The 18,037-nt window shown below is 70.9% G+C and carries 13 protein-coding genes and 3 pseudogenes; 5 read left to right on the forward strand and 11 right to left on the reverse strand.

The genetic code is table 11. The features are described 5' to 3' along the window. From Y694_RS13195 to pdeM, 4 genes and pseudogenes are all read left to right on the forward strand, one after another. Positions 1-926 (forward strand): ligase-associated DNA damage response exonuclease (locus Y694_RS13195; RefSeq protein WP_036233178.1); only part of this gene is annotated, 926 nt, incomplete at its 5' end. Next, complete coding sequence (locus tag Y694_RS13200; protein WP_036233180.1) at positions 919-2,547, forward strand: ATP-dependent DNA ligase; 1,629 nt, start codon at positions 919-921, stop codon at positions 2,545-2,547. The genes Y694_RS13195 and Y694_RS13200, both read left to right, overlap by 8 nt. Next, positions 2,544-5,020: pseudogene (locus Y694_RS13205) on the forward strand (ligase-associated DNA damage response DEXH box helicase). Before Y694_RS13200 ends, Y694_RS13205 begins: the two are co-directional and overlap by 4 nt. Before the next feature lie 5 nt (positions 5,021-5,025). Further along, complete coding sequence (gene pdeM, locus Y694_RS13210) at positions 5,026-5,670, forward strand: ligase-associated DNA damage response endonuclease PdeM (protein ID WP_036233189.1); 645 nt, start codon at positions 5,026-5,028, stop codon at positions 5,668-5,670. A gap of 12 nt (positions 5,671-5,682) precedes the next feature. Here the strand turns inward: pdeM and Y694_RS13215 are convergent, their stop codons facing one another. From Y694_RS13215 to Y694_RS13255, 10 genes and pseudogenes are all read right to left on the reverse strand, one after another. Continuing rightward, the gene (locus Y694_RS13215) at positions 5,683-6,888 is read right to left on the reverse strand and encodes an MFS transporter (RefSeq protein WP_051495767.1); all 1,206 of its coding nucleotides are present in this window, start codon (positions 6,886-6,888) and stop codon (positions 5,683-5,685) included. Further along, on the reverse strand, positions 6,881-8,368 hold the full coding sequence (locus Y694_RS13220; protein WP_011829113.1) for a DNA recombination protein RmuC: 1,488 nt from the start codon (positions 8,366-8,368) through the stop codon (positions 6,881-6,883). Before Y694_RS13220 ends, Y694_RS13215 begins: the two co-directional genes overlap by 8 nt. 49 nt (positions 8,369-8,417) lie before the next feature. Beyond that, positions 8,418-8,963: a cytochrome b gene (locus Y694_RS13225; RefSeq protein WP_011829112.1), complete on the reverse strand. Its 546-nt coding sequence runs from the start codon at positions 8,961-8,963 to the stop codon at positions 8,418-8,420. A 10-nt stretch (positions 8,964-8,973) separates the two neighbouring features. Then, positions 8,974-11,265, reverse strand: a complete 2,292-nt coding sequence (locus Y694_RS13230) for a TonB-dependent receptor domain-containing protein (RefSeq protein WP_202796709.1) — start codon at positions 11,263-11,265, stop codon at positions 8,974-8,976. Positions 11,266-11,412: 147 nt separating this feature from the next. Continuing rightward, entirely contained in the window at positions 11,413-12,405 is a 993-nt protein-coding gene (locus Y694_RS13235; protein ID WP_036233183.1) for a D-glycerate dehydrogenase, read from the reverse strand. A gap of 12 nt (positions 12,406-12,417) precedes the next feature. Continuing rightward, positions 12,418-13,853, reverse strand: a pseudogene (locus Y694_RS13240) (sodium:proton antiporter). A 14-nt stretch (positions 13,854-13,867) separates the two neighbouring features. Then, positions 13,868-14,440 carry a hypothetical protein gene (locus Y694_RS22605; protein WP_081782243.1) on the reverse strand — a complete coding sequence of 191 codons (573 nt, stop codon included), beginning with the start codon at positions 14,438-14,440 and terminating at the stop codon, positions 13,868-13,870. Next, positions 14,338-14,808, reverse strand: coding sequence for a hypothetical protein (locus Y694_RS26515; protein WP_051495770.1), 471 nt, complete (start codon positions 14,806-14,808; stop codon positions 14,338-14,340). The genes Y694_RS22605 and Y694_RS26515 overlap by 103 nt, the downstream gene beginning before the upstream one ends. A gap of 28 nt (positions 14,809-14,836) precedes the next feature. Continuing rightward, positions 14,837-15,298 (reverse strand): thioesterase family protein, encoded by a 462-nt coding sequence (locus tag Y694_RS13250; protein WP_036233185.1) that lies wholly within the window; start codon positions 15,296-15,298, stop codon positions 14,837-14,839. Next, a pseudogene (locus Y694_RS13255) lies at positions 15,298-16,270 on the reverse strand (histone deacetylase). Before Y694_RS13255 ends, Y694_RS13250 begins: the two are co-directional and overlap by 1 nt. 198 nt (positions 16,271-16,468) lie before the next feature. On the opposite strand from Y694_RS13255, the gene phaP reads away from it, so the two are divergent. Continuing rightward, positions 16,469-17,014 (forward strand): TIGR01841 family phasin, encoded by a 546-nt coding sequence (gene phaP, locus Y694_RS13260; RefSeq protein WP_011829105.1) that lies wholly within the window; start codon positions 16,469-16,471, stop codon positions 17,012-17,014. Positions 17,015-17,244: 230 nt separating this feature from the next. On the opposite strand, the gene Y694_RS13265 is transcribed toward phaP, so the two are convergent. After that, complete coding sequence (locus tag Y694_RS13265) at positions 17,245-18,036, reverse strand: patatin-like phospholipase family protein (protein WP_081782244.1); 792 nt, start codon at positions 18,034-18,036, stop codon at positions 17,245-17,247. Position 18,037: the final 1 nt, after the last annotated feature.

Below are 18,037 nucleotides of genomic sequence, written 5' to 3' on the forward strand. Positions count from 1 at the left end.
CCCACGCGCACGCCGACCACGCCCGCCCGGGGCACGGCCGCTACCTCGCGGCGCGCGCGGGCGCGACGCTGGTGCGCACGCGGCTGGGCGATGTGAGCCTCGACACGCTCGAGTACGGCGAACGCATCACGCACCATGGCGTGACGCTGTCGCTGCACCCCGCCGGCCACGTGCTCGGCTCGGCCCAGGTACGACTCGAGCACCGTGGCGACGTGTGGGTGGTCTCGGGCGACTACAAGCTCGCGCCGGACGCGAGCTGCGCACCGTTCGAACCGCTGCGCTGCGACACCTTCGTCACCGAATCGACCTTCGGCCTGCCGATCTACCACTGGGACCCGCCGGCGAAGGTGTTTGACGGTGTCGAGCACTGGTGGCGAGACAACGCCGACGCGGGCCAGGCCAGCGTGCTGTATTGCTATGCGCTCGGCAAGGCGCAACGCGTGCTGCTCGGCGTCGACGCCTCGATCGGCCCCATCGTCTGCCATGGCGCGGTGCAGACGCTCAACGACGCCTATCGTGCCGCCGGCGTGGCGCTGCCGCCCACGATCACGGTCGACCAGGTCGGTGACCCCGCCGACCTGCGGCGCGCGCTCGTGCTGGCCCCACCCTCGGCGGCCGGCTCGCCGTGGCTGAAGCGCTTCGGCGAGTTCCGCGACGCTTTCGCGAGCGGCTGGATGCGCCTGCGCGGCACGCGGCGGCGGCGCGGCGTCGACCGCGGCTTCGTGCTGTCCGACCACGCCGACTGGCCGGCGTTGCTGGAGGCGATCGGGGCCACCGGCGCCGGGCGCATCGTCGTGACGCACGGCGAGACCGGCCCGCTGATCCGCTGGCTGCGCGAGCAGGGCCTCGACGCCGCCGCCTTCCAGACCGAGTACGGCGACGAGGACGAGACCGCCCCGCCGGCCGCGGAGACCGGCGGTGCGTGACTTCGCCCGGCTCTACGCCGCTCTGGATGCGACCACCTCGACGCACGAGAAGCTCGAGGCGCTGACGGCCTACTTCCGGGCCGCTCCCGCCCGCCATGCCGCCTGGGCGGCCTACTTCCTGGCCGGTGGCAAGCCGCGACAGGCCGTGCCGACGGCGCTGCTGCGTCAACTGGCCGCCGAGCGCGCCGGCCTGCCGCCCTGGCTGTTCGACGCCTGCTACGAGGCGGTCGGCGATCTGGCCGAGACGATCGCGCTCGTGCTGCCGCCGCCGGTGCGCGACAGCGCGCTCGGCCTCGATGACTGGATGCGCGAGCGCATCGGTCCCTTGCGCGGTGCGCCGCCCGAGCAGGTGCGCACGGCGCTGTTCGATGCGTGGGACGAACTCGACACCCCCGGCCGCTTCCTGCTCGGCAAGCTGATCGGCGGCGGCTTTCGCGTCGGCGTCTCGCGGCTGCTACTCACGCGCGCGCTGGCCGCGGTGGCCGGGCTCGACGCCAAGCTCATCGCCCAACGGCTGATGGGCTGGACCGACAAGGGCGCCCAGCCGACGGCCGACGCCTACGCCGCGCTGCTGGCGCCGGAGGCCGCAACCGGCGACGCCTCGCCCGGCGGCCAGCCCTACCCGTTCTTCCTCGCGCATCCGCTGCAGGCCGAGCCGCAGACGCTCGGCGCGCTCGCCGATTGGCAGGCCGAATGGAAGTACGACGGCATCCGCGCCCAGCTCGTGCGGCGCGGCGGACAATCCTGGCTCTGGTCGCGCGGCGAGGAGCTGATCACCGACCGTTTCCCCGAGCTGGCGAAGCTGTCGCTGCCCGACGGCGCGGTGATCGACGGCGAGATCGTCGTTTGGCAGGACAGCCGACCTGCCCCGTTCGCAGCCCTGCAGCGGCGCATCGGCCGCAAGACCCTCGGAGCGCGCCTGCTGCAGGAGTTACCAGCGGTGCTGATCGCCTACGACCTGCTGGAGCAGGAGGGTGTCGACCGGCGCGACGAGCCCCAGCACCTGCGGCGCATGCGCCTCGAGCAACTGATCTCCGCGACCGCCGACCCCGCGTTGCAGCTCTCGCCCCAGGTGCAGGCCCCCGACTGGGCTGCACTGGCCGTGCTGCGCGACACCGCCCGCGAGCGCGGCGTCGAGGGTCTGATGCTGAAGGCACGCGAGGCGCGCTATGGCGTCGGTCGCACCAAGGACGTCGGCGTGTGGTGGAAGTGGAAAGTCGACCCCTATGCCGTCGACGCGGTGCTCGTCTACGCCCAGGCCGGCCACGGGCGGCGCGCCTCGCTCTACACCGACTACACCTTCGCGGTGTGGGACGCCGCGCCGGACGGTGCGCCCGGCGAGCGCCGCCTGGTGCCGTTCGCCAAAGCCTACTCCGGCCTGAGCGACGCCGAGATCGCTCGCGTCGACGCGGTGATCCGCAAGACGACGATCGAGAAGTTCGGGCCGGTGCGCAGCGTGCGGCCGACGCTGGTGTTCGAGATCGGATTCGAGGGCATCGCTCTCTCGACGCGCCACAAGGCGGGCGTCGCGGTGCGCTTCCCGCGCATCCTTCGGCCACGTCCCGACAAGCCGGTCGAGGAGGCCGACACGCTCGCCACGCTGAAGGGCCTGCTCGCATGAACCGGCGCGCGTCGCCGCCAGCCGCACTCGACGGCTGGTTCGCCGCTCGCGGCTGGCAGCCGTTCGCGTTCCAGCGCAGGGTCTGGGCGGCGGCCGCGCGCGGCCAAAGCGGCCTGCTGCACGCCACCACCGGCGCCGGCAAGACCTACGCGGTCTGGTTCGCCGCCCTGGGCCGCGCGCTGCAGCAGCGGGCCGCCGGCACCGACGACAGCCGCGGCCTGCGGGTGCTGTGGCTCACACCGATGCGCGCTCTCGCCGCCGACACGCAGCGTGCGCTCGAGGCGCCGCTCTCCGAGCTGATGCCCGGCTGGCGCGTGGGCCTGCGCACCGGTGACACGCCGAGCTCCGAGCGCGCGCGCCAGGCGAAGTCGCCGCCCGCCGCGCTGGTCACGACGCCCGAGAGCCTGTCGCTGATGTTGAGCCAGGCCGACGCGGCGCGGCGCCTGCAGCACGTCGACATGGTGATCGTCGACGAATGGCACGAGCTGATGGGCAACAAGCGCGGCGTGCAGACCCAGCTCGCGCTGGCGCGGCTGCGGCACTGGCAGCCGCGCCTCGTCGTGTGGGGCCTGTCTGCGACGCTGGGCAACCTGCCGCGCGCGCGGCAGGTGCTGCTCGGCGACGCCGACGCCCAGGGCGTGCTGGTGCAGGGCCGCCTGCCCAAGCGCGTGGTGGTCGACACCCTGGTGCCGCCGAACCCGTCGCGCTTCCCCTGGGGCGGCCACCTCGGCATCGAGATGCTGCAGCCGGTGATCGACGAGATCGACCGGCACACGACCACGCTGGTCTTCACCAACACCCGCTCGCAGGCCGAGATCTGGTACCAGAAGCTGCTCGATGCGCGCCCCGACTGGGCCGGCGTGCTCGCGCTGCACCACGGCTCGCTCGATCCTGCACTGCGCGGCTGGGTCGAAGAGGGTCTGAAGTCGGGCCGGCTGAAGGCGGTGGTCAGCACCTCCAGCCTGGACCTGGGCGTCGACTTCCTGCCGGTCGAGCGCGTGCTGCAGATCGGCAGCCCGAAGGGCGTGGCGCGGCTGCTGCAGCGTGCCGGCCGCAGCGGCCATGCGCCCGGCCGGGTCTCACGGCTCACGCTGGTGCCGACGCACAGCCTCGAGCTGCTCGAGGCGGCCGCGGCGATCCGCGCGGTCGCCGCGCGCCGCATCGAGTCGCGCCGTGCACCGGACAAGCCGCTCGACGTGCTGGTGCAGCACCTCGTCACCGTCGCGCTCGGCGGCGGGTTTCGCGCGTCGGACCTGCTGGCGGAAGTGCGCCGCACCGACGCCTACCGCACGCTGACGGATGTCGAGTGGCAGTGGGCGCTCGACTTCGTCGCGCGCGGCGGACAGAGCCTGGTCGTCTACCCCGAGTACCGCCGCGTGCTGCCCGACGACGACGGCATGTACCGCGTGCCCGATGCGGCGATCGGCCGCCGACACCGCATGGGCATCGGCACCATCGTCTCCGACGCCGCGATGCAGGTGCGCTTCCTGAACGGCACGCGGCTCGGAAGCATCGAGGAGTCGTTCATCGCGCGGTTGCGCCGCGGTGACCACTTCCTGTTCGGGGGGCGCCGGCTGGAGTTCGTGCGCAGCCATGAGATGACCGCCTTCGTGCGGCCCGCGACCGGCCGGCGCGGCGCGGTGCCACGCTGGCAAGGCGGGCAGATGCCCCTGTCGTCCGAGCTGGCGCACGCGGCACTGGAGCGGCTGCAGCAGGCTGCGCGTGACCGTTTCCCCGGTCCCGAGATGCGGGCGCTGCGCCCTCTGCTCGAACTGCAGGCGCGCTGGTCGGCGCTGCCGGCGGCCGACGTGCTGGTGGCCGAGGCTATGCGCAGCCGCGAGGGCCAGCACCTGTTCCTCTATCCCTTCGCCGGGCGCCTCGTGCACGTCGGCCTTGCCGCGCTGCTGGCCTACCGTGTCGGCGCACGGCAACCGGCGAGCTTCTCGATCGCCGTCAACGATTACGGCTTCGAGCTGCTGAGCGCCACCCCCGTGGACTGGTCCGCGCTGCTCGCGACGCCAGAGGCCGCGCAGCGCCTGCTGACGACCGACGCATTGCTGGAGGACGTGCTGGCCGGCCTGAACGCCACCGAGCTGTCGCGCCGAAGATTCCGAGAGATCGCCCGCGTTGCAGGCTGGTGTTCCAGGGCTACCCGGGCCAGGCGCGCAGCGCACGGCAGCTGCAGGCTTCGTCGAGCCTGTTCTTCGACGTGTTCCAGCGCCATGACGCCGGCAACCTGCTGCTGGGCCAGGCCGAGCGCGAAGTGCTGGAACAGGAGCTGGAGCTCGGCCGGCTGCGTGAGACGCTCAACGAGCTGACCCAGCGACGCCTCGCCTTCGTCGAACTGCGCCGCGCAACGCCGTTCGGCTTCCCGCTGATGGTCGAGCGGCTGCGCGAGGCGCTCAGCACCGAGGCGCTGACGGACCGCGTCGCGCGGCTGCTGCGCGAACTCGAGCGAGCCGCCGCTCCGTGATGACCATGCAGATCGACATCGCCGGCGAAACCCTCGAACTGCTGCCCGCCCGGGCCGCATGGTGGCCGCGACAGCGGCTGCTGGTGGTGGCCGACGTGCACTTCGGCAAGGCCGCCGCCTTCCGCGCCGGCGGCCTGCCGGTGCCGCATGGCACGACATCGCAGAATCTGGCGGCGCTGGACACGCTGCTGGCATCGCGGCCGGCGCGCGGCATCGTCTTCCTCGGCGACTTCCTTCATGCTCGATCTTCTCAGGCTGGCGCCACTCTGGCGGCACTGCGGGCCTGGCGTCTGCGCCATGCGGATCTCGCGCTGACACTGGTGCGCGGCAACCACGACGCCCACGCCGGCGACCCGCCGGCCGACCTGGGCCTCGCGGTCGTGGACGAGCCCTGGCAGCTCGATCCCTTCGCATTCGGCCATCACCCGCGCCCGTCGGCCGGGCCGCATCTGCTCTGCGGTCACCTGCATCCGGTGCATCACCTGGCCTGGGGTGGCGAGCGCCTGCGGCTGCCCTGCTTCGTGGTCGGCCCGCAGCGCACTGTGCTGCCGGCGTTCGGCGCCTTCACTGGCGGCCACCCGGTGACGCCGGCCGATGACGACCGCCTGTTCGTCGCTACCGACGACGCGGTCTTCGCGGTGCCGCGCTGAGAAGACCCCGGATCAGCCGGTCGCGGCCAGCCGGCGGGCCGGCCACGCGCCCGCGCCAACCATCGCGCCCATCAGCCAGAACACGCCGGCCGCACCGAATGCCGCGCCGGCCATGCCGAAGCCGAGCGGCATCAGCGCGCTGGACAGGTTGATGGTCATCGAGCGCAGCGCGATCGCCTCGCCGTGGCGCGCCTGCGGCGTGATCTGGTGCAGCGTGGACATGATCATCGGCTGCACCGTGCCGAGTGCAAGGCCCAGCACCACCGCGCAGGCGCCCATCGCCAGCGCCGCGTGCGCCAGCGGATAGACGGCGAACACGGCAGCCGTCAGCAGCATCGCGCCGGCCAGCACCGCGCCCTCGCGCAGCCGGTGAGCGAGCAGCGGAATCACCAGCCGCACACCGGCCACCGCGAGCGCGAAGGCGCCGAGGATCAGTCCGATCGCCGACGCGCTGAGCCCGCGCTCGTGGCCCAGCACCGGCACCACGAAGCTGTGCACGTCCCAGCTGCTCGACAGCAGCCAGTTCACCAGCAGCAGCCGGCGCATCGGGGGCGCCGTCAGCAACTCCCAGGAAGCACGGTGGCTGCGCGGCGCACCGGCGGGAGCCGCTGCGGGCACCTCGCGCGGCACCCGGCGCGACCACAACAGGCTCGCGAGCGGCAGCAGGGCCAGCACCGCGAAGGCGGCACCGAAGCCGGCCGCGTCGATCACCACACCGGCGATCACCGGGCCGACCACATTGCTCAGCGCCGGCGCCAGGCCGAGCCAGCTGAACACGCGCTTCAGTCCGGTCGGGTCGCTCACCAGCCGGCCGGCCGTGCGCTGGATCGCGATCAGGCCGAAGTTCGCGCCACCACCACACAACATCGCGGCGGCACACAGCACCGCGTAGTGCCAGCCGACCGGCAGCAGCGTCGCCAGCACGGCCAGCAAGGCGCCGCCGAAGGCGAGCGCCACGGCCCAGCGCAGCGGGCGGTGGTAGCCGTGACGGTCGGCCATGCGGCCCGCCGGCAACGCGAGCACGATCGGCGCGACCGCGAACAGGGCCAGCAGCCCGCCGACCGCTGCTGCGCTGTGGCCTTCGTGCAGCGCGAGCAGTGGCGCGGCCATGCGCAGGCCGGTCATCGCGGCGTGCAGGCAGAGCTGGCCGCCGATCAGCGGCAGCAACCGCAGCGCCAGCGCCTTCGCGCGCTGAGCCGCCGGCGCGTCCTCAGCCACGGTGGTCGCGCGGGACGGGTTCTCGCTCCTCGTCTTCCACGGTCTCGAGGCCCCCCGGCAGCAGCGCCTGGGCCCGCGTCTCGTCCAGGGCCTCGACCGTCTTCAGCTTGCGCTGCATCACGTTCGTGCGGGTCTGGGCCGCATCGATGGTGTTGCTGGCCTCCTCGAGTTTCTTCTTCGTCTTGGCCAGCACCTCGCCGAACTTCGCGAACTCCTGCTTCACTGCGCCCAGCACTTCCCAGACCTCGGCCGATCGCTTCTCGAGCGCCAGCGTTCGAAAGCCCATCTGCAGGCTGGTCAGCGTGGCCAGCAGCGTGGTGGGGCCGGCCAGCGTCACGCGGTGCTCGCGCTGCAACGCCTCCACCAGCCCGGGCCGGCGCAGCGCCTCGGCGTACAGGCCCTCGGTGGGGACGAACAGGATCGCGAACTCGGTGGTGTGCGGCGCGGCGACGTACTTCTCACGGATGGTGCGCGCCTCCAACCGCAGGCGCTGCTCGATCGCCCGCGCCGCCGCCTCGGCCGCCGGTGCGTCGGCGCGCTCCTGCGCATCGAGCAGGCGCTCGTAGTCCTCACGCGGGAACTTGGCGTCGACCGGCAGCCAGGTCGGCAGGCCATCGTCGCGCCGCCCCGGGAACTTAACCGCGAATTCGACGCGCGCGCCGCTCCCAGGCACCGTCTCGACGTTGACGCCGTACTGCTCGGGCGTGAACACCTGCTCCAGCAAGCCGGCGAGCTGCACCTCGCCGAACACGCCGCGCGTCTTGACGTTGGTCAGCACGCGGTTGAGCGAACCCACGTCACGCGCCAGCCCCTGCATCTCGCCCAGGCCGCGGTGCACCTGCTCCAGCCGGTCGGCCACCTGTTTGAAGCTCTCTCCGAGACGCTGCTCCAGCGTGGCGTGCAGCTTCTCGTCCACCGTCTGACGCATCTGCTCAAGCTTCTTCTCGTTGTCGGCCTGCAGCGCCGTCAACCGCGCCTCGACCGCTTGGCGGACCTCGAGCAGTCGTCGTTCGTTGGCCTCGGACAGCGCGCGCAGCTGCTCGGCCTGGCTGTCTCCGAAGCGCTTGAGCGCGCCGTCCTGCGCCTCGCGCGCCGCCAGCGCCGACTGGGTGAGCGCGCCAGTGCTGCCGCGCAGCGTGTCCGACAGTGCCTGCTGCGTGGCCGCGAGCTGGGTGCGGAAGGAGTCGATCTGCTCGTTCTGCGTGCGCGCCACGTCGCTGCTCTGGTTCAGCAGCGTCTGCTGAAACAGGCCGAGCGAGGCGGTCAGTTCCTGGCGTGTGCCGCGCGCGCTCTCCTGCACCTCGCCGCGCAGTTCACGCTCCAGACGCTCGGCGTCGCCACGGACGGTCTGCTGCAGCCGCTCGCCGAGCCCGCGCAACGGCGCATCGTCGGGCCGACGCAACGCCAGCCACAGCAGCAACACGAGATTGAGCGCCAGTAGCGCGAGGACCAGGAGGGGCGACCAGTCGGGCAGTTGCATCGTGCCGTGATTGTGTCAGCCCGTCCCGGCCTCGCGACCGGTCATGAACTCAGCGCACCGTCAGCATGCGGCGCAGCGTGTTGTCGCGCAGCCGGTAGTGATGGAACAGCGCGGCGCCCGCGTGCAGCGCGATCACGCCGTAGGCGATGCGCCCCACGTCGCCGTGCCAGCCACGCAGCCACTTGCCCAGGTCCTTGTTCTCGGAAGCGAGCGGTGGTAACTCGATGCCGAAGAACGGCACCGGGTCGCCGCGCAGGCTCAGCATCACCCAGCCGACCAGCGGCATGCCGACCATGAAGGCGTACAGCAGCAGGTGCACCGCGTGCGCGGCCAGCCGCTGCGCGCGCGGCGGCGCCGGCACGATGGGCGGCGTGCCGCCGCGCCATCGCCCCCACAGGCGCACCAGCACCAGGCCCATCACCGTCAGGCCGATCGAGAAATGCGCATGGCGCAGGAACTCGCGCAGCGGCGTGCCGCGCTCGAACAGCACGCGCAGCTCGATGCACAGGTAGGCCAGCGCGATCAGCGCCAGCATCAGCCAGTGCATCGTGACGGACAGCCGCCCATAGGCAGCCGGCGCAGCGTCAGGACGCATGGGCCGCGACTCAGAAGCTGAAACGCGCGCCGGCGTAGAGCTGGCGCGGCACACCGGCGAAGGCCCCGTTGACCCGGCTGACGAGATAGCGCTTGTCGGTCAGGTTGGTGGCGCTCAGGTACAGCGTCACGCCCTGCGGCTTCAGGCGGTAGTTGAACGAGGCGTTGAGCGTCGTGTAGCTCGGGATCACGCCCGACTGTCCATCCGCCGCCGGCGCCCGCGTGTTGAGCGCATCGGTGTACTGCTCGCTCACGTGCGTGAGGCCGATGCGCGCATCCCAGGTCGAGCCGTGCTCGTAGCCGAGCCCGGCCGACAGCAGGTGCCGCGGCGCGTAGGGCAGGCGCTTGCCACGGGCATTGGCGAACACCGTGGTCTCGTCCTCGCCGGGCGCGAAGTCGGGCGTCAGCAGATCGCTGTCGAACCGGGCGGTGAACAGGCTCGTGTAGCTCAGTGTCAGGTAGGGGTTGTGGGGCCGGCCCTGAAGGCGGCCGAAGTCGATGCGTGAACCGAACTCGACGCCGCGGTTGAGGGTGCGACCGGCATTCGCGAAGGTCTGCCCCAGGCCGACCGCGTAGCCCGGCAGGATCTGGTTCTTGAAGTCGATCTGGAACAGCGTGGCCTCCAGCTGCACGCCCTGCCGCGGACGATGGCGCATTCCGAGCTCGATGTTGGTGCTGAGCTCCGGGTCGACCTTCTGCAGGTCGGCGTCGCCGGGTGGCAGGTTGGCATCGGGCCGAGGCGGCGCGATGCCGCGGTGGATGCCGGCGAACAGCGTGGTGTTGGCGAGGCCGAAGTAGGTCAGCCCGAAACCGGGCAGCAGCTCGTTGTTGCGTTGCGATGTCTCGATGCCGGGCGTGACCGGCGCGAACTCGTCCTGCGTGATGCGGTTCTTCTGACGGTAGCTCTCGTAGCGCACGCCGGGCGTGAACGACCAGTCACCGGCGTAGAAGGTGTTCTGAACGTAGGCGGCGACGGCGTCAGTCTCGATGTCGAATTCGTCGCGCAGTCCGGTGCCGGGCGAGTGCTCGCGCGCGGTGGGTGTCGCGCCGTTGTAGCGCTTGCGGTTCACCTTCTCGTGGTGCAGCCGCACCCCGGCGACCAGCTCGCTGCGCAGGCCGAAGGCGCCATGCTGCATCTCGAGGCGCGGTTCGATGCCGTAGAACTCGTAGCGACGCGGACGCATCTGGTTGCCGCACAGGCTCGCGAACTGCTCGAAGCCATTCGGCACCGTGTAGTCGATGTCCTCCGGACAGCCGGCAACGAGGCCCGCACCGTCAGCCCCGACCTCATCGAAGCGCAGGCCTTCGCGCTCCTTCTCGGCTTCCACACCGTCCGCTTCGGCCTCGACGATCGCGTCGAGCTGGCGGTACGAGGCGCGATCGGTCTTCTGGTAGTAGACCTGGGTCGCGAGCCGCGTGGTGTCGGAGAAGTTGAAGCTGTGCACGGCCTGGAAGGCGGTGCGCTCGAGCTCGAAGACATCGTTGCGGAAGGCGTTCTGGTACGGGTCGGCGTCGTAGCGGGCCTGGTCGAGGCCGGCTTCGCCGAACTTCGAATCCTCCTCGTAGTAGCCGAACTTCAGGCGCAGCGACTGCTTGTCGCCCAGGTCGAACTCGGTCTTCAGCGACGCGTCGCGGATGCGGTGGAAGCTGCCGTCGCGGCTGCCGTTGCCTCGGCGCAGTGCCGCCTCGGCGAGCCAGCCGCCCCAGTCGCCGCCGCTGCCGACCGCGCCGGCGGCACGGCTGAAATTGCGGTCACCGACCGCCAGGTCCACTTCGCCGCCGAAGCTGCGCCGCACCGGCTTGGTCACGAAGTTGATCACGCCACCCACCGTCTGCGGTCCGTGGACGATCTGGCCCGAGCCCTTGATCACCTCGACCCGCTCCACACGCTCCAGCGGCGTGTGGTAGTGGGCCGTCGGGTCGCTGTAGGGCGCCAGGTGGATGGGCATGCCGTCCTCCAGCAGCAGCGTGCGGCTGGTACGGCGCGGGTCCAGCCCGCGGATGCCGATGTTCAGATTCAGCCCGAAGGCGTCCTCGCCGACCACGTGCAGGCCGGGCACGGCCTGCAGCGCCTCGCGGACCGAATAAGGCCGCTCGGCCTCGAGCTGCCGGGCGCCGACCACCGCGCTCGATCCCGGCACGGCTTCCAGCCGATCCGGCAGCGTGCCCGTCACGGTCACGCTCGGCAGGGCCGAGATCGCGCGTCGGTCGGGCGCGATTTCCTGCGCCGAACCGAACGAGGACAGACAGGCCAGCGCCACGCCGGGCGCGAACCGGCTCGAGGTTTTCTTGGAGGGGGTCATCGTCGAATCCGTGAAAGTCAGAATGAGGAAAGACGCGCTCTCAGGCGCGTCCGTCATTCAAACTGACAACAAGCTGTCGACGACCGGGAAAAGCTCCCGCTCTATTTGCGGGAAAACGCCGAGACGGCCTCGCACGAGGCATTCCGATCAGCGCGGCGCCAACACCTCCGGGTTCACCGGCGTCGGCGGACGACCAGCCTGCGGCCCGCAGCCCAGCGCCGCGATCAGGTTGTCGACCGCCAGGCTCGCCATCGCGCGGCGCGTGGCGACGGAGGCGCTGGCGATGTGCGGCGTGAGCACGACGTTGGGCAGTTCCAGCAATGCCGGGTTCAGCTTCGGTTCGCCCTCGAACACGTCGAGCCCGGCCGCGGCGATGCGGCGCGCCTTCAGAGCCTCGGCGAGCGCCGCGTCGTCCACCACGCCGCCGCGCGCGATGTTGGTGAGCGTGGCGGTCGGCTTCATGTGCGTCAGCTCGACTGCGCCGATCGCATGGTGCGAAGCCGCCGAGTACGGCAGCACCAGCACCAGGTGATCGGACTCGCGCAGCAGCGTGGCCTTGTCGACGTAGCGCGCGTTCAGGGCGGCCTCGATCTCCGGCGCCAGCCGCGAACGGTTGTGATAGATCACCGGCATGCCGAAACCCAGCGCGCCGCGCCGTGCGATCGCCTGGCCGATGCGGCCCATGCCGAGGATGCCGAGCGTGGCGCCATGCACGTCGGAGCCGACGAGCTGGTCGTAGTGCCACTTCGTCCATTCGCCGCGCCGCAGGTAGTGTTCCGATTCCGCGATGCGCCGCGCAGCGGCCATCATCAGCGCGAAGCCGAAGTCAGCGGTGGTCTCGGTCAGCACGTCGGGCGTGTTGGTGACGATGACGCCGCGCGCCGTGCAGGCGGCCACGTCGATGTTGTTGTAGCCGACCGCCATGTTGCAGACCGCACGCAGCTGCGGGCAGGCCGCCAGCACCTCGGCGTCGATGCGCTCGCTGCCGGTGGTGAACGCGCCGGCCTTGCCTTGCAGGCGCGCAATCAGCTGTGCCTTGTCGAGCACCGTGTCGCTCGGGTTGTCCTCGACCTCGAAGTGCGCGCGCAGGCGATCGACGATGTCGGGGAAGGCGGCACGCGCCACCAGGACCTTGTCCATGCGTTCTTGCTCCTAGAGAAACCAGATGAAGGTCATCACCGCGAACAGCGGCAGCAGGATGCCGCAGCTCCAGACCATGTAGCCGAAGAAGCTGGGCATCCGGAGCCCGCGGTCCTCGGCGATCGCCTTGACCATGAGGTTGGGCGCGTTGCCGATGTAGCTGTTCGCGCCCATGAAGACCGCGCCGGCCGAGATGGCCGCCAGCACCGGCGCCAGCGTCGTCATCAGCACCTGCGGGTCGCCGCCGGCGAGGTTGAAGAACACCAGGTAGGTCGGCGCGTTGTCGAGGAACTCGACAGCAGCCCCGACGCCCAGAAGTACATCGCCGGGATCGGCTGTCCGTCGGGCGCGGTGACGAGCCCGACGATCGACGCGAACACGCCCGCCGGGCCGGCCTTCAGCATCGCCAGCACCGGCGCGATGGTCAGGAAGATGCCGGCGAACAGCTTGCCCACCTCGAGCATCGGCGCCCAGTTGAACTGGTTGCTGTCGTGCACGCCGCGCGGCGTGAGCTTCAGTGACAGCAGCGTCACGCCGACCAGCGCCACGTCGCGCACCAGTTGCGGCAGGCCGACCGGGGTGCCGAAGACCGCGAATTCGATGCCCGGCTGCCAGGTGCCGCTCATCAGCACCAGTGCGACCACCACGCCCAGCAGCAGCAGATTGACCTTGCCCTCGATCGCGAAGCCCGGCGTGTCGGGCGTCGGGTCGACCGGGCACACACCTTCCTTCACGTAGTAGTGGCGGTCGATCACATAGAAGATGGCCAGCAGCGCACCGACCAGGAACAGCGTCTCGGGAAAGATGTGCTTCACCGTCCAGAAGAAGTCCACCCCCTTCAGGAAGCCGAGGAACAGCGGCGGGTCGCCCAGCGGCGTCAGCGAACCGCCTGCGTTCGAGACGATGAAGATGAAGAAGATGACGACATGCGCCGCATGCCGGCGGTTGTCGTTGGCGCGGATCAGCGGTCGGATCAGCAGCATCGACGCCCCGGTGGTGCCCATGAAGCTCGCCAGCACCGCGCCGATCGCCATCAGCACCACGTTGAAGCCCGGGCTGCCGTGGAAGTTCCCGCGGATGTGGATGCCACCGGCCACCGTGAACAGCGCGGTCAGCAGGATGATGAACGGGATGTATTCCGCCAGCGCCGCATGGACCAATGCCGCAGCGGCGGCGCCGGCGCCGAACAGCGCGCCGAACGGCAGCATGAAGGCCGCCGCCCAGCCGAGTGCGACCTTGCCGTAGTGGTGGTGCCAGAAGGCGGGCACCAGCAGCGGCATCAGGGCGATGGACAGCAGGATGCCTGCGAACGGGACCGCCCAGACCACGCCGAGGGCACTGCCGTCGATCTCGGCCGCCCCCGCGACGGTGGGCAGGCAACCGACCAACGCCAGCAGAATGAAATGCCATCGCGCGGCGCGGCGGGGGTGGAGTGCGACGGTCAGCATTGATATATCAGTTGTCAGGAAGTTGTGAGCATACGCTGCGCGACGTGGGCGGCCGCCAGATCCCAGGCGGCATGGCCGACGGTCTTGAACACCGGCGCAGCGCCACCTTCCGGCCGGGCATCGAGATGGTCGACGAGTTCGGTGACGCCGGACCAGACCACTGCCGCCTGGATCAGGTCGCCGGCTTCGTGGCGTGCGCCGTCGAGCGCATCGACGACGACGCGGCGCGCCCGCAGCAGCGCTGGCGGCAACTCGGCCATTTGCGGCGTGAAAGCCCCGACGCCGACCACCAGCAGGCCGGCGGGCTGTTGGTCCGGCAAGACCGGCCGCAGGCTCGTGGTCAGTGTCACGACGGCCTGCGCTGTACGGAGGGCGTCGGCAAGATGGCCATGTGCCGTGAGCTCGACGCTGCCCAGTTCGGCCGCCAGCCGCTCAGCGAACGCGTCGGCCTGCGCCGTCGTCCGGCCCACGACATGCAGCGCCCTCACCTCGCCCAGTTCAGCCAGCACGCGCGCGTGCGCCAGCGCCTGCGCGCCGGTGCCCAGCAAGGCCACCGACCGGACCGGCGCGGTCGAGAGTACGCGCAGGCCGAGCGCCGTGACGGCGGCGGTGCGGCGCGCGGTGAGCTCGGGGCGTCCAGCAGCATCAGCGGCCGGCCGTCGCGTGCGTCGGCCACCAGCACCTGCCCCTGGATCGTCGGCAGGCCGTGCGCGGCCCGGCCCGGATGGACGGTGAGCGACTTCGTGAGAGCCAGGTGCTCGTCGGCGGCCGGCATGACCAGGTAGCGGCCACCCTCCGGCAGCGGCAGGACGCCGCGCTCGGGTGCTGCCAGCCGCCCCGCCCGCCGGGCGCGCATGGCATCGGCGACGGCATCGACCAGCGGAGCCGCCGGCAGCAGCGCCGCAGTGGCCTCGGCGTCGAACACCGGCAGGACCGCCGTCGACCGCCCGGTCATGCGGCCCTCCTTCGCCGTCGCGTCCCCGTCACTGCAGCGCTTCCAGCGCCTGTCGCAGCGCCGCCGGCAAGTCGACCGGGCGGCGCGTCGCGCGGTCCACGTAGACATGCACGAAGTGGCCGTGCGCGGCGCTCGTCACGTCGCCGTGGGCGAACAGCCCGACCTCATAGCGCACGCTGGAGCGGCCCAGGCTCGCGACGCGCAGTCCGGCCTCGATCGTCTGCGGGAAGGCCAGCGGCGCGAAGTAGCGGCATTGCGTCTCGACCACCAGGCCGATCACCGGCCCGGCGTGAATGTCCAGCACCCCGGCGTCGATCAGGTAGCCGTTCACCGCCGTATCGAAGTAGCTGTAGTAGACGACGTTGTTGACGTGGCCGTAGACGTCGTTGTCCATCCAGCGCGTGACGATGGCGCGGAAGCAGCGGAAGTCGCCGCGCGGTCGCGGTGCAGGTCGGTCGGGAGGCGGCGGGGTCTCGGACATGCGATCCATTATCGGAGGCCGGTGGCGGCCGTCCCGTCCGCAGTGACCACCGCCCGTGCCCGCCAGGCCGACCAGCCGGCAAGCGCCTCGCGGTAGCTCGCCAGCTGGACCGTCACGGTGTCGTCGATGTTCACGCCGTAGCCGCCCCCCATCGTCATGACCACCGGGATGCCGCGCTCGGCGCAGGCGGCGAACACGCGCCGGTCCCGCTCGGCCAGCCCCGCCGCGCTGAGCCGCAGGCGGCCCAGCCGGTCGCCTTCGTGCGGATCGGCGCCGGCCAGGTAGAACACCAGGCCGGGCGGCGCGTCGCTGTGCCGCGCCCACAAGGTGGCGAGCGCTCCGTCCAGCGCCGCCAGATAAGCCGCATCGCGGCAGCCATCGGGCAGTTCGACGTCGAGGTCGCTCGCCTCCTTGCGGAAGGGAAAGTTCTTCTCGCCGTGCAGCGAGAGCGTGAAGACGGTCGGGTCGTCGCGGAAGATCGCCGCGGTGCCGTTGCCCTGGTGCACGTCGAGGTCGATCACGGCGACCCGCAGCAACGTGCGCCGCGCCCGGTGCCACTCGGCCTGCATCAGCCGTGCGGCCACGGCAATGTCGTTGAAGACGCAATAGCCCGATCCCTTGTCGGCCGACGCGTGGTGGGTGCCGCCCGCCAGATTGGCCGCCACGCCCTCGTCCAGCGCGCGGCGCGCGGCAGCGATCGTCGCCCCACCGAGCGGCGAGAGCGCTCGACCATCGCCTCCGACCAGGGAAACCGATCTCTCGCTGCTGCGTGGCGCTCAGCGTGCCGTCCAGCACCGCGTTCACCCACGCCGGCTCGTGCGCCAGCGCGAGCTCGCCGTCACTGGCAGCCGGCGCCTCGACCAGCCGCAACGCCGGCAGTTCGGCGGCCAGCCGGTCCCGCAGCATCCGGTACTTCGCCATCGGGAAACGATGGCCCGCCGGCAGCGGCAGGACGTAGTGGTCGCTGTAGTAGGCGTGCATGGGAGCGCGGATTGTGTCGCGCGTTCTGCACGGCCGCCCGCACGCCTGTCCCGAGGCCCTTCTAGGGGTCGGCAACTAGATTGCTGCAACGCAACAAAAAAGACTTGAAAGCGGCGGCTGCACCCGTATACTTCATCCTATGCTGCAGTGCACCAAACGTTGCAGCCCCACTGACCCGCAACCTCTGGAGACCTCCACATGCTGACCGCCGAACAAATCATCGCTGCACACAAGGCCAACCTTGAGACCCTGTTCGGTCTCACCAACAAGGCCTTCGAAGGCGTCGAGAAGCTCGTCGAGCTGAACCTGCAAGTCGCGAAGTCCGGCCTCGGTGAAGTCGCCGAGCACGCCAAGGCCACCTTGTCGGCCAAGGACGCGCAAGAACTGCTGGCGCTGCAAGCCAACCTGCTGCAGCCCGCCGCCGAAAAGGCCGCAGCCTACAGCCGCCACCTGTACGACATCGCCTCGGGCACCAACGCCGAAGTGAGCAAGATCGCCGAAGGCAAGATCAGCGAAGCGCAGAAGAGCTTCCTGGCCGTGGTCGACACCGCGATCAAGAACGCCCCGGCCGGCACCGAGAATGCCGCCGCGCTGGTGAAGTCGGCCGTCGCCGCTGCCAACAACGCGCTCGAGAGCGTGACGAAGGCCGCCAAGCAAGCCCAGGACGTGGCCGAAGCCAACTTCCAGGCGCTGAACACCAACGCCGTCAAGGCCACCGCTGCCGCCACCAAGGCGCGCCGCTGATCTGACTGGGCCGGGTGGCGCGTCCGCCCGGCAGACGCCACTTTCTTTGCGTGGCGTATTGAACTTGTGAGACTGCCCTCCATCTGATGGGTGTGAGACGCTGCGCTGCCCGTGGCGTCTGACCGTTAGGTTGTCTCCTCGGTACCCTCGCGAACATCGGTTCCAGGTACCTTTCGGCCCGGACTTGCTCCGGGCCGTTTTTATTGGCGCGGCAACTTTCCTTCGTCGCGTCAGCGGTGCGTCTTGGCCGCGATGCGGGTGCGCAGATCGGCCAGCGCCGTCAGCGCGGCCTCGCGTCCGGCCAGTACCGACAGCCGGCGGGCACCGAAATCGGCACCGGACACGCCCTGCAGCTTGGGGCGCATCACGACGTCCGCCTCGCGCAACTGGTACTGGCCAAGATTGCGGCCCATGATCGCAAAGGTCTGCAGCAACATCTTGAGGGCGTCGCCGGTCGGCTGGCCCTCGGTGGCTGCGGAGATGTCCACCGCGATGACCAGTTCGGCCCCCATCTGCCGGGCGAACTGCACCGGCACCGGCGCGACCAGGCCGCCATCGACGTATTCGCGGGCACCGATCCGGACCGGCTGGAACACCGCCGGCACCGCGCTCGACGCCCGCACCGCGACACCCGGGTCGCCGCGCTGGAACAGGATGGCTTCGCCGCTTGCCAGATCGGTGGCGACGATGCCGAGCGGCAGCTTCATGGCCTCGATCTGCCGGCCGTCGGTGTGCTCGCGCACGTAGCGCGCCAAGCCCTCACCGCGCAGCAGGCCGCGCCCCGGATACATCCAGTCGGTCAAGGCCGATTCGTCCATGCTCTCGGCCAGCGCGCCGAGTTCGGCGCCGCTGTGGCCGGCCGCCCACAGGGCCGCCACCAAGCTGCCGGCCGAGGTACCGACCACGAGGTCGGGCCGGATCCCCTGCTCCTCCAGCACCTGGATCACGCCGATGTGGGCGAAGCCGCGGGCGGCGCCGCCGCCCAGCGCGAGGCCGATGCGCGGCGGCCGGGGTGGCGGCAAC

Source organism: Methylibium sp. T29-B (assembly GCF_000576225.1).
Taxonomy (GTDB): Bacteria; Pseudomonadota; Gammaproteobacteria; order Burkholderiales; family Burkholderiaceae_C; genus Methylibium; species Methylibium petroleiphilum.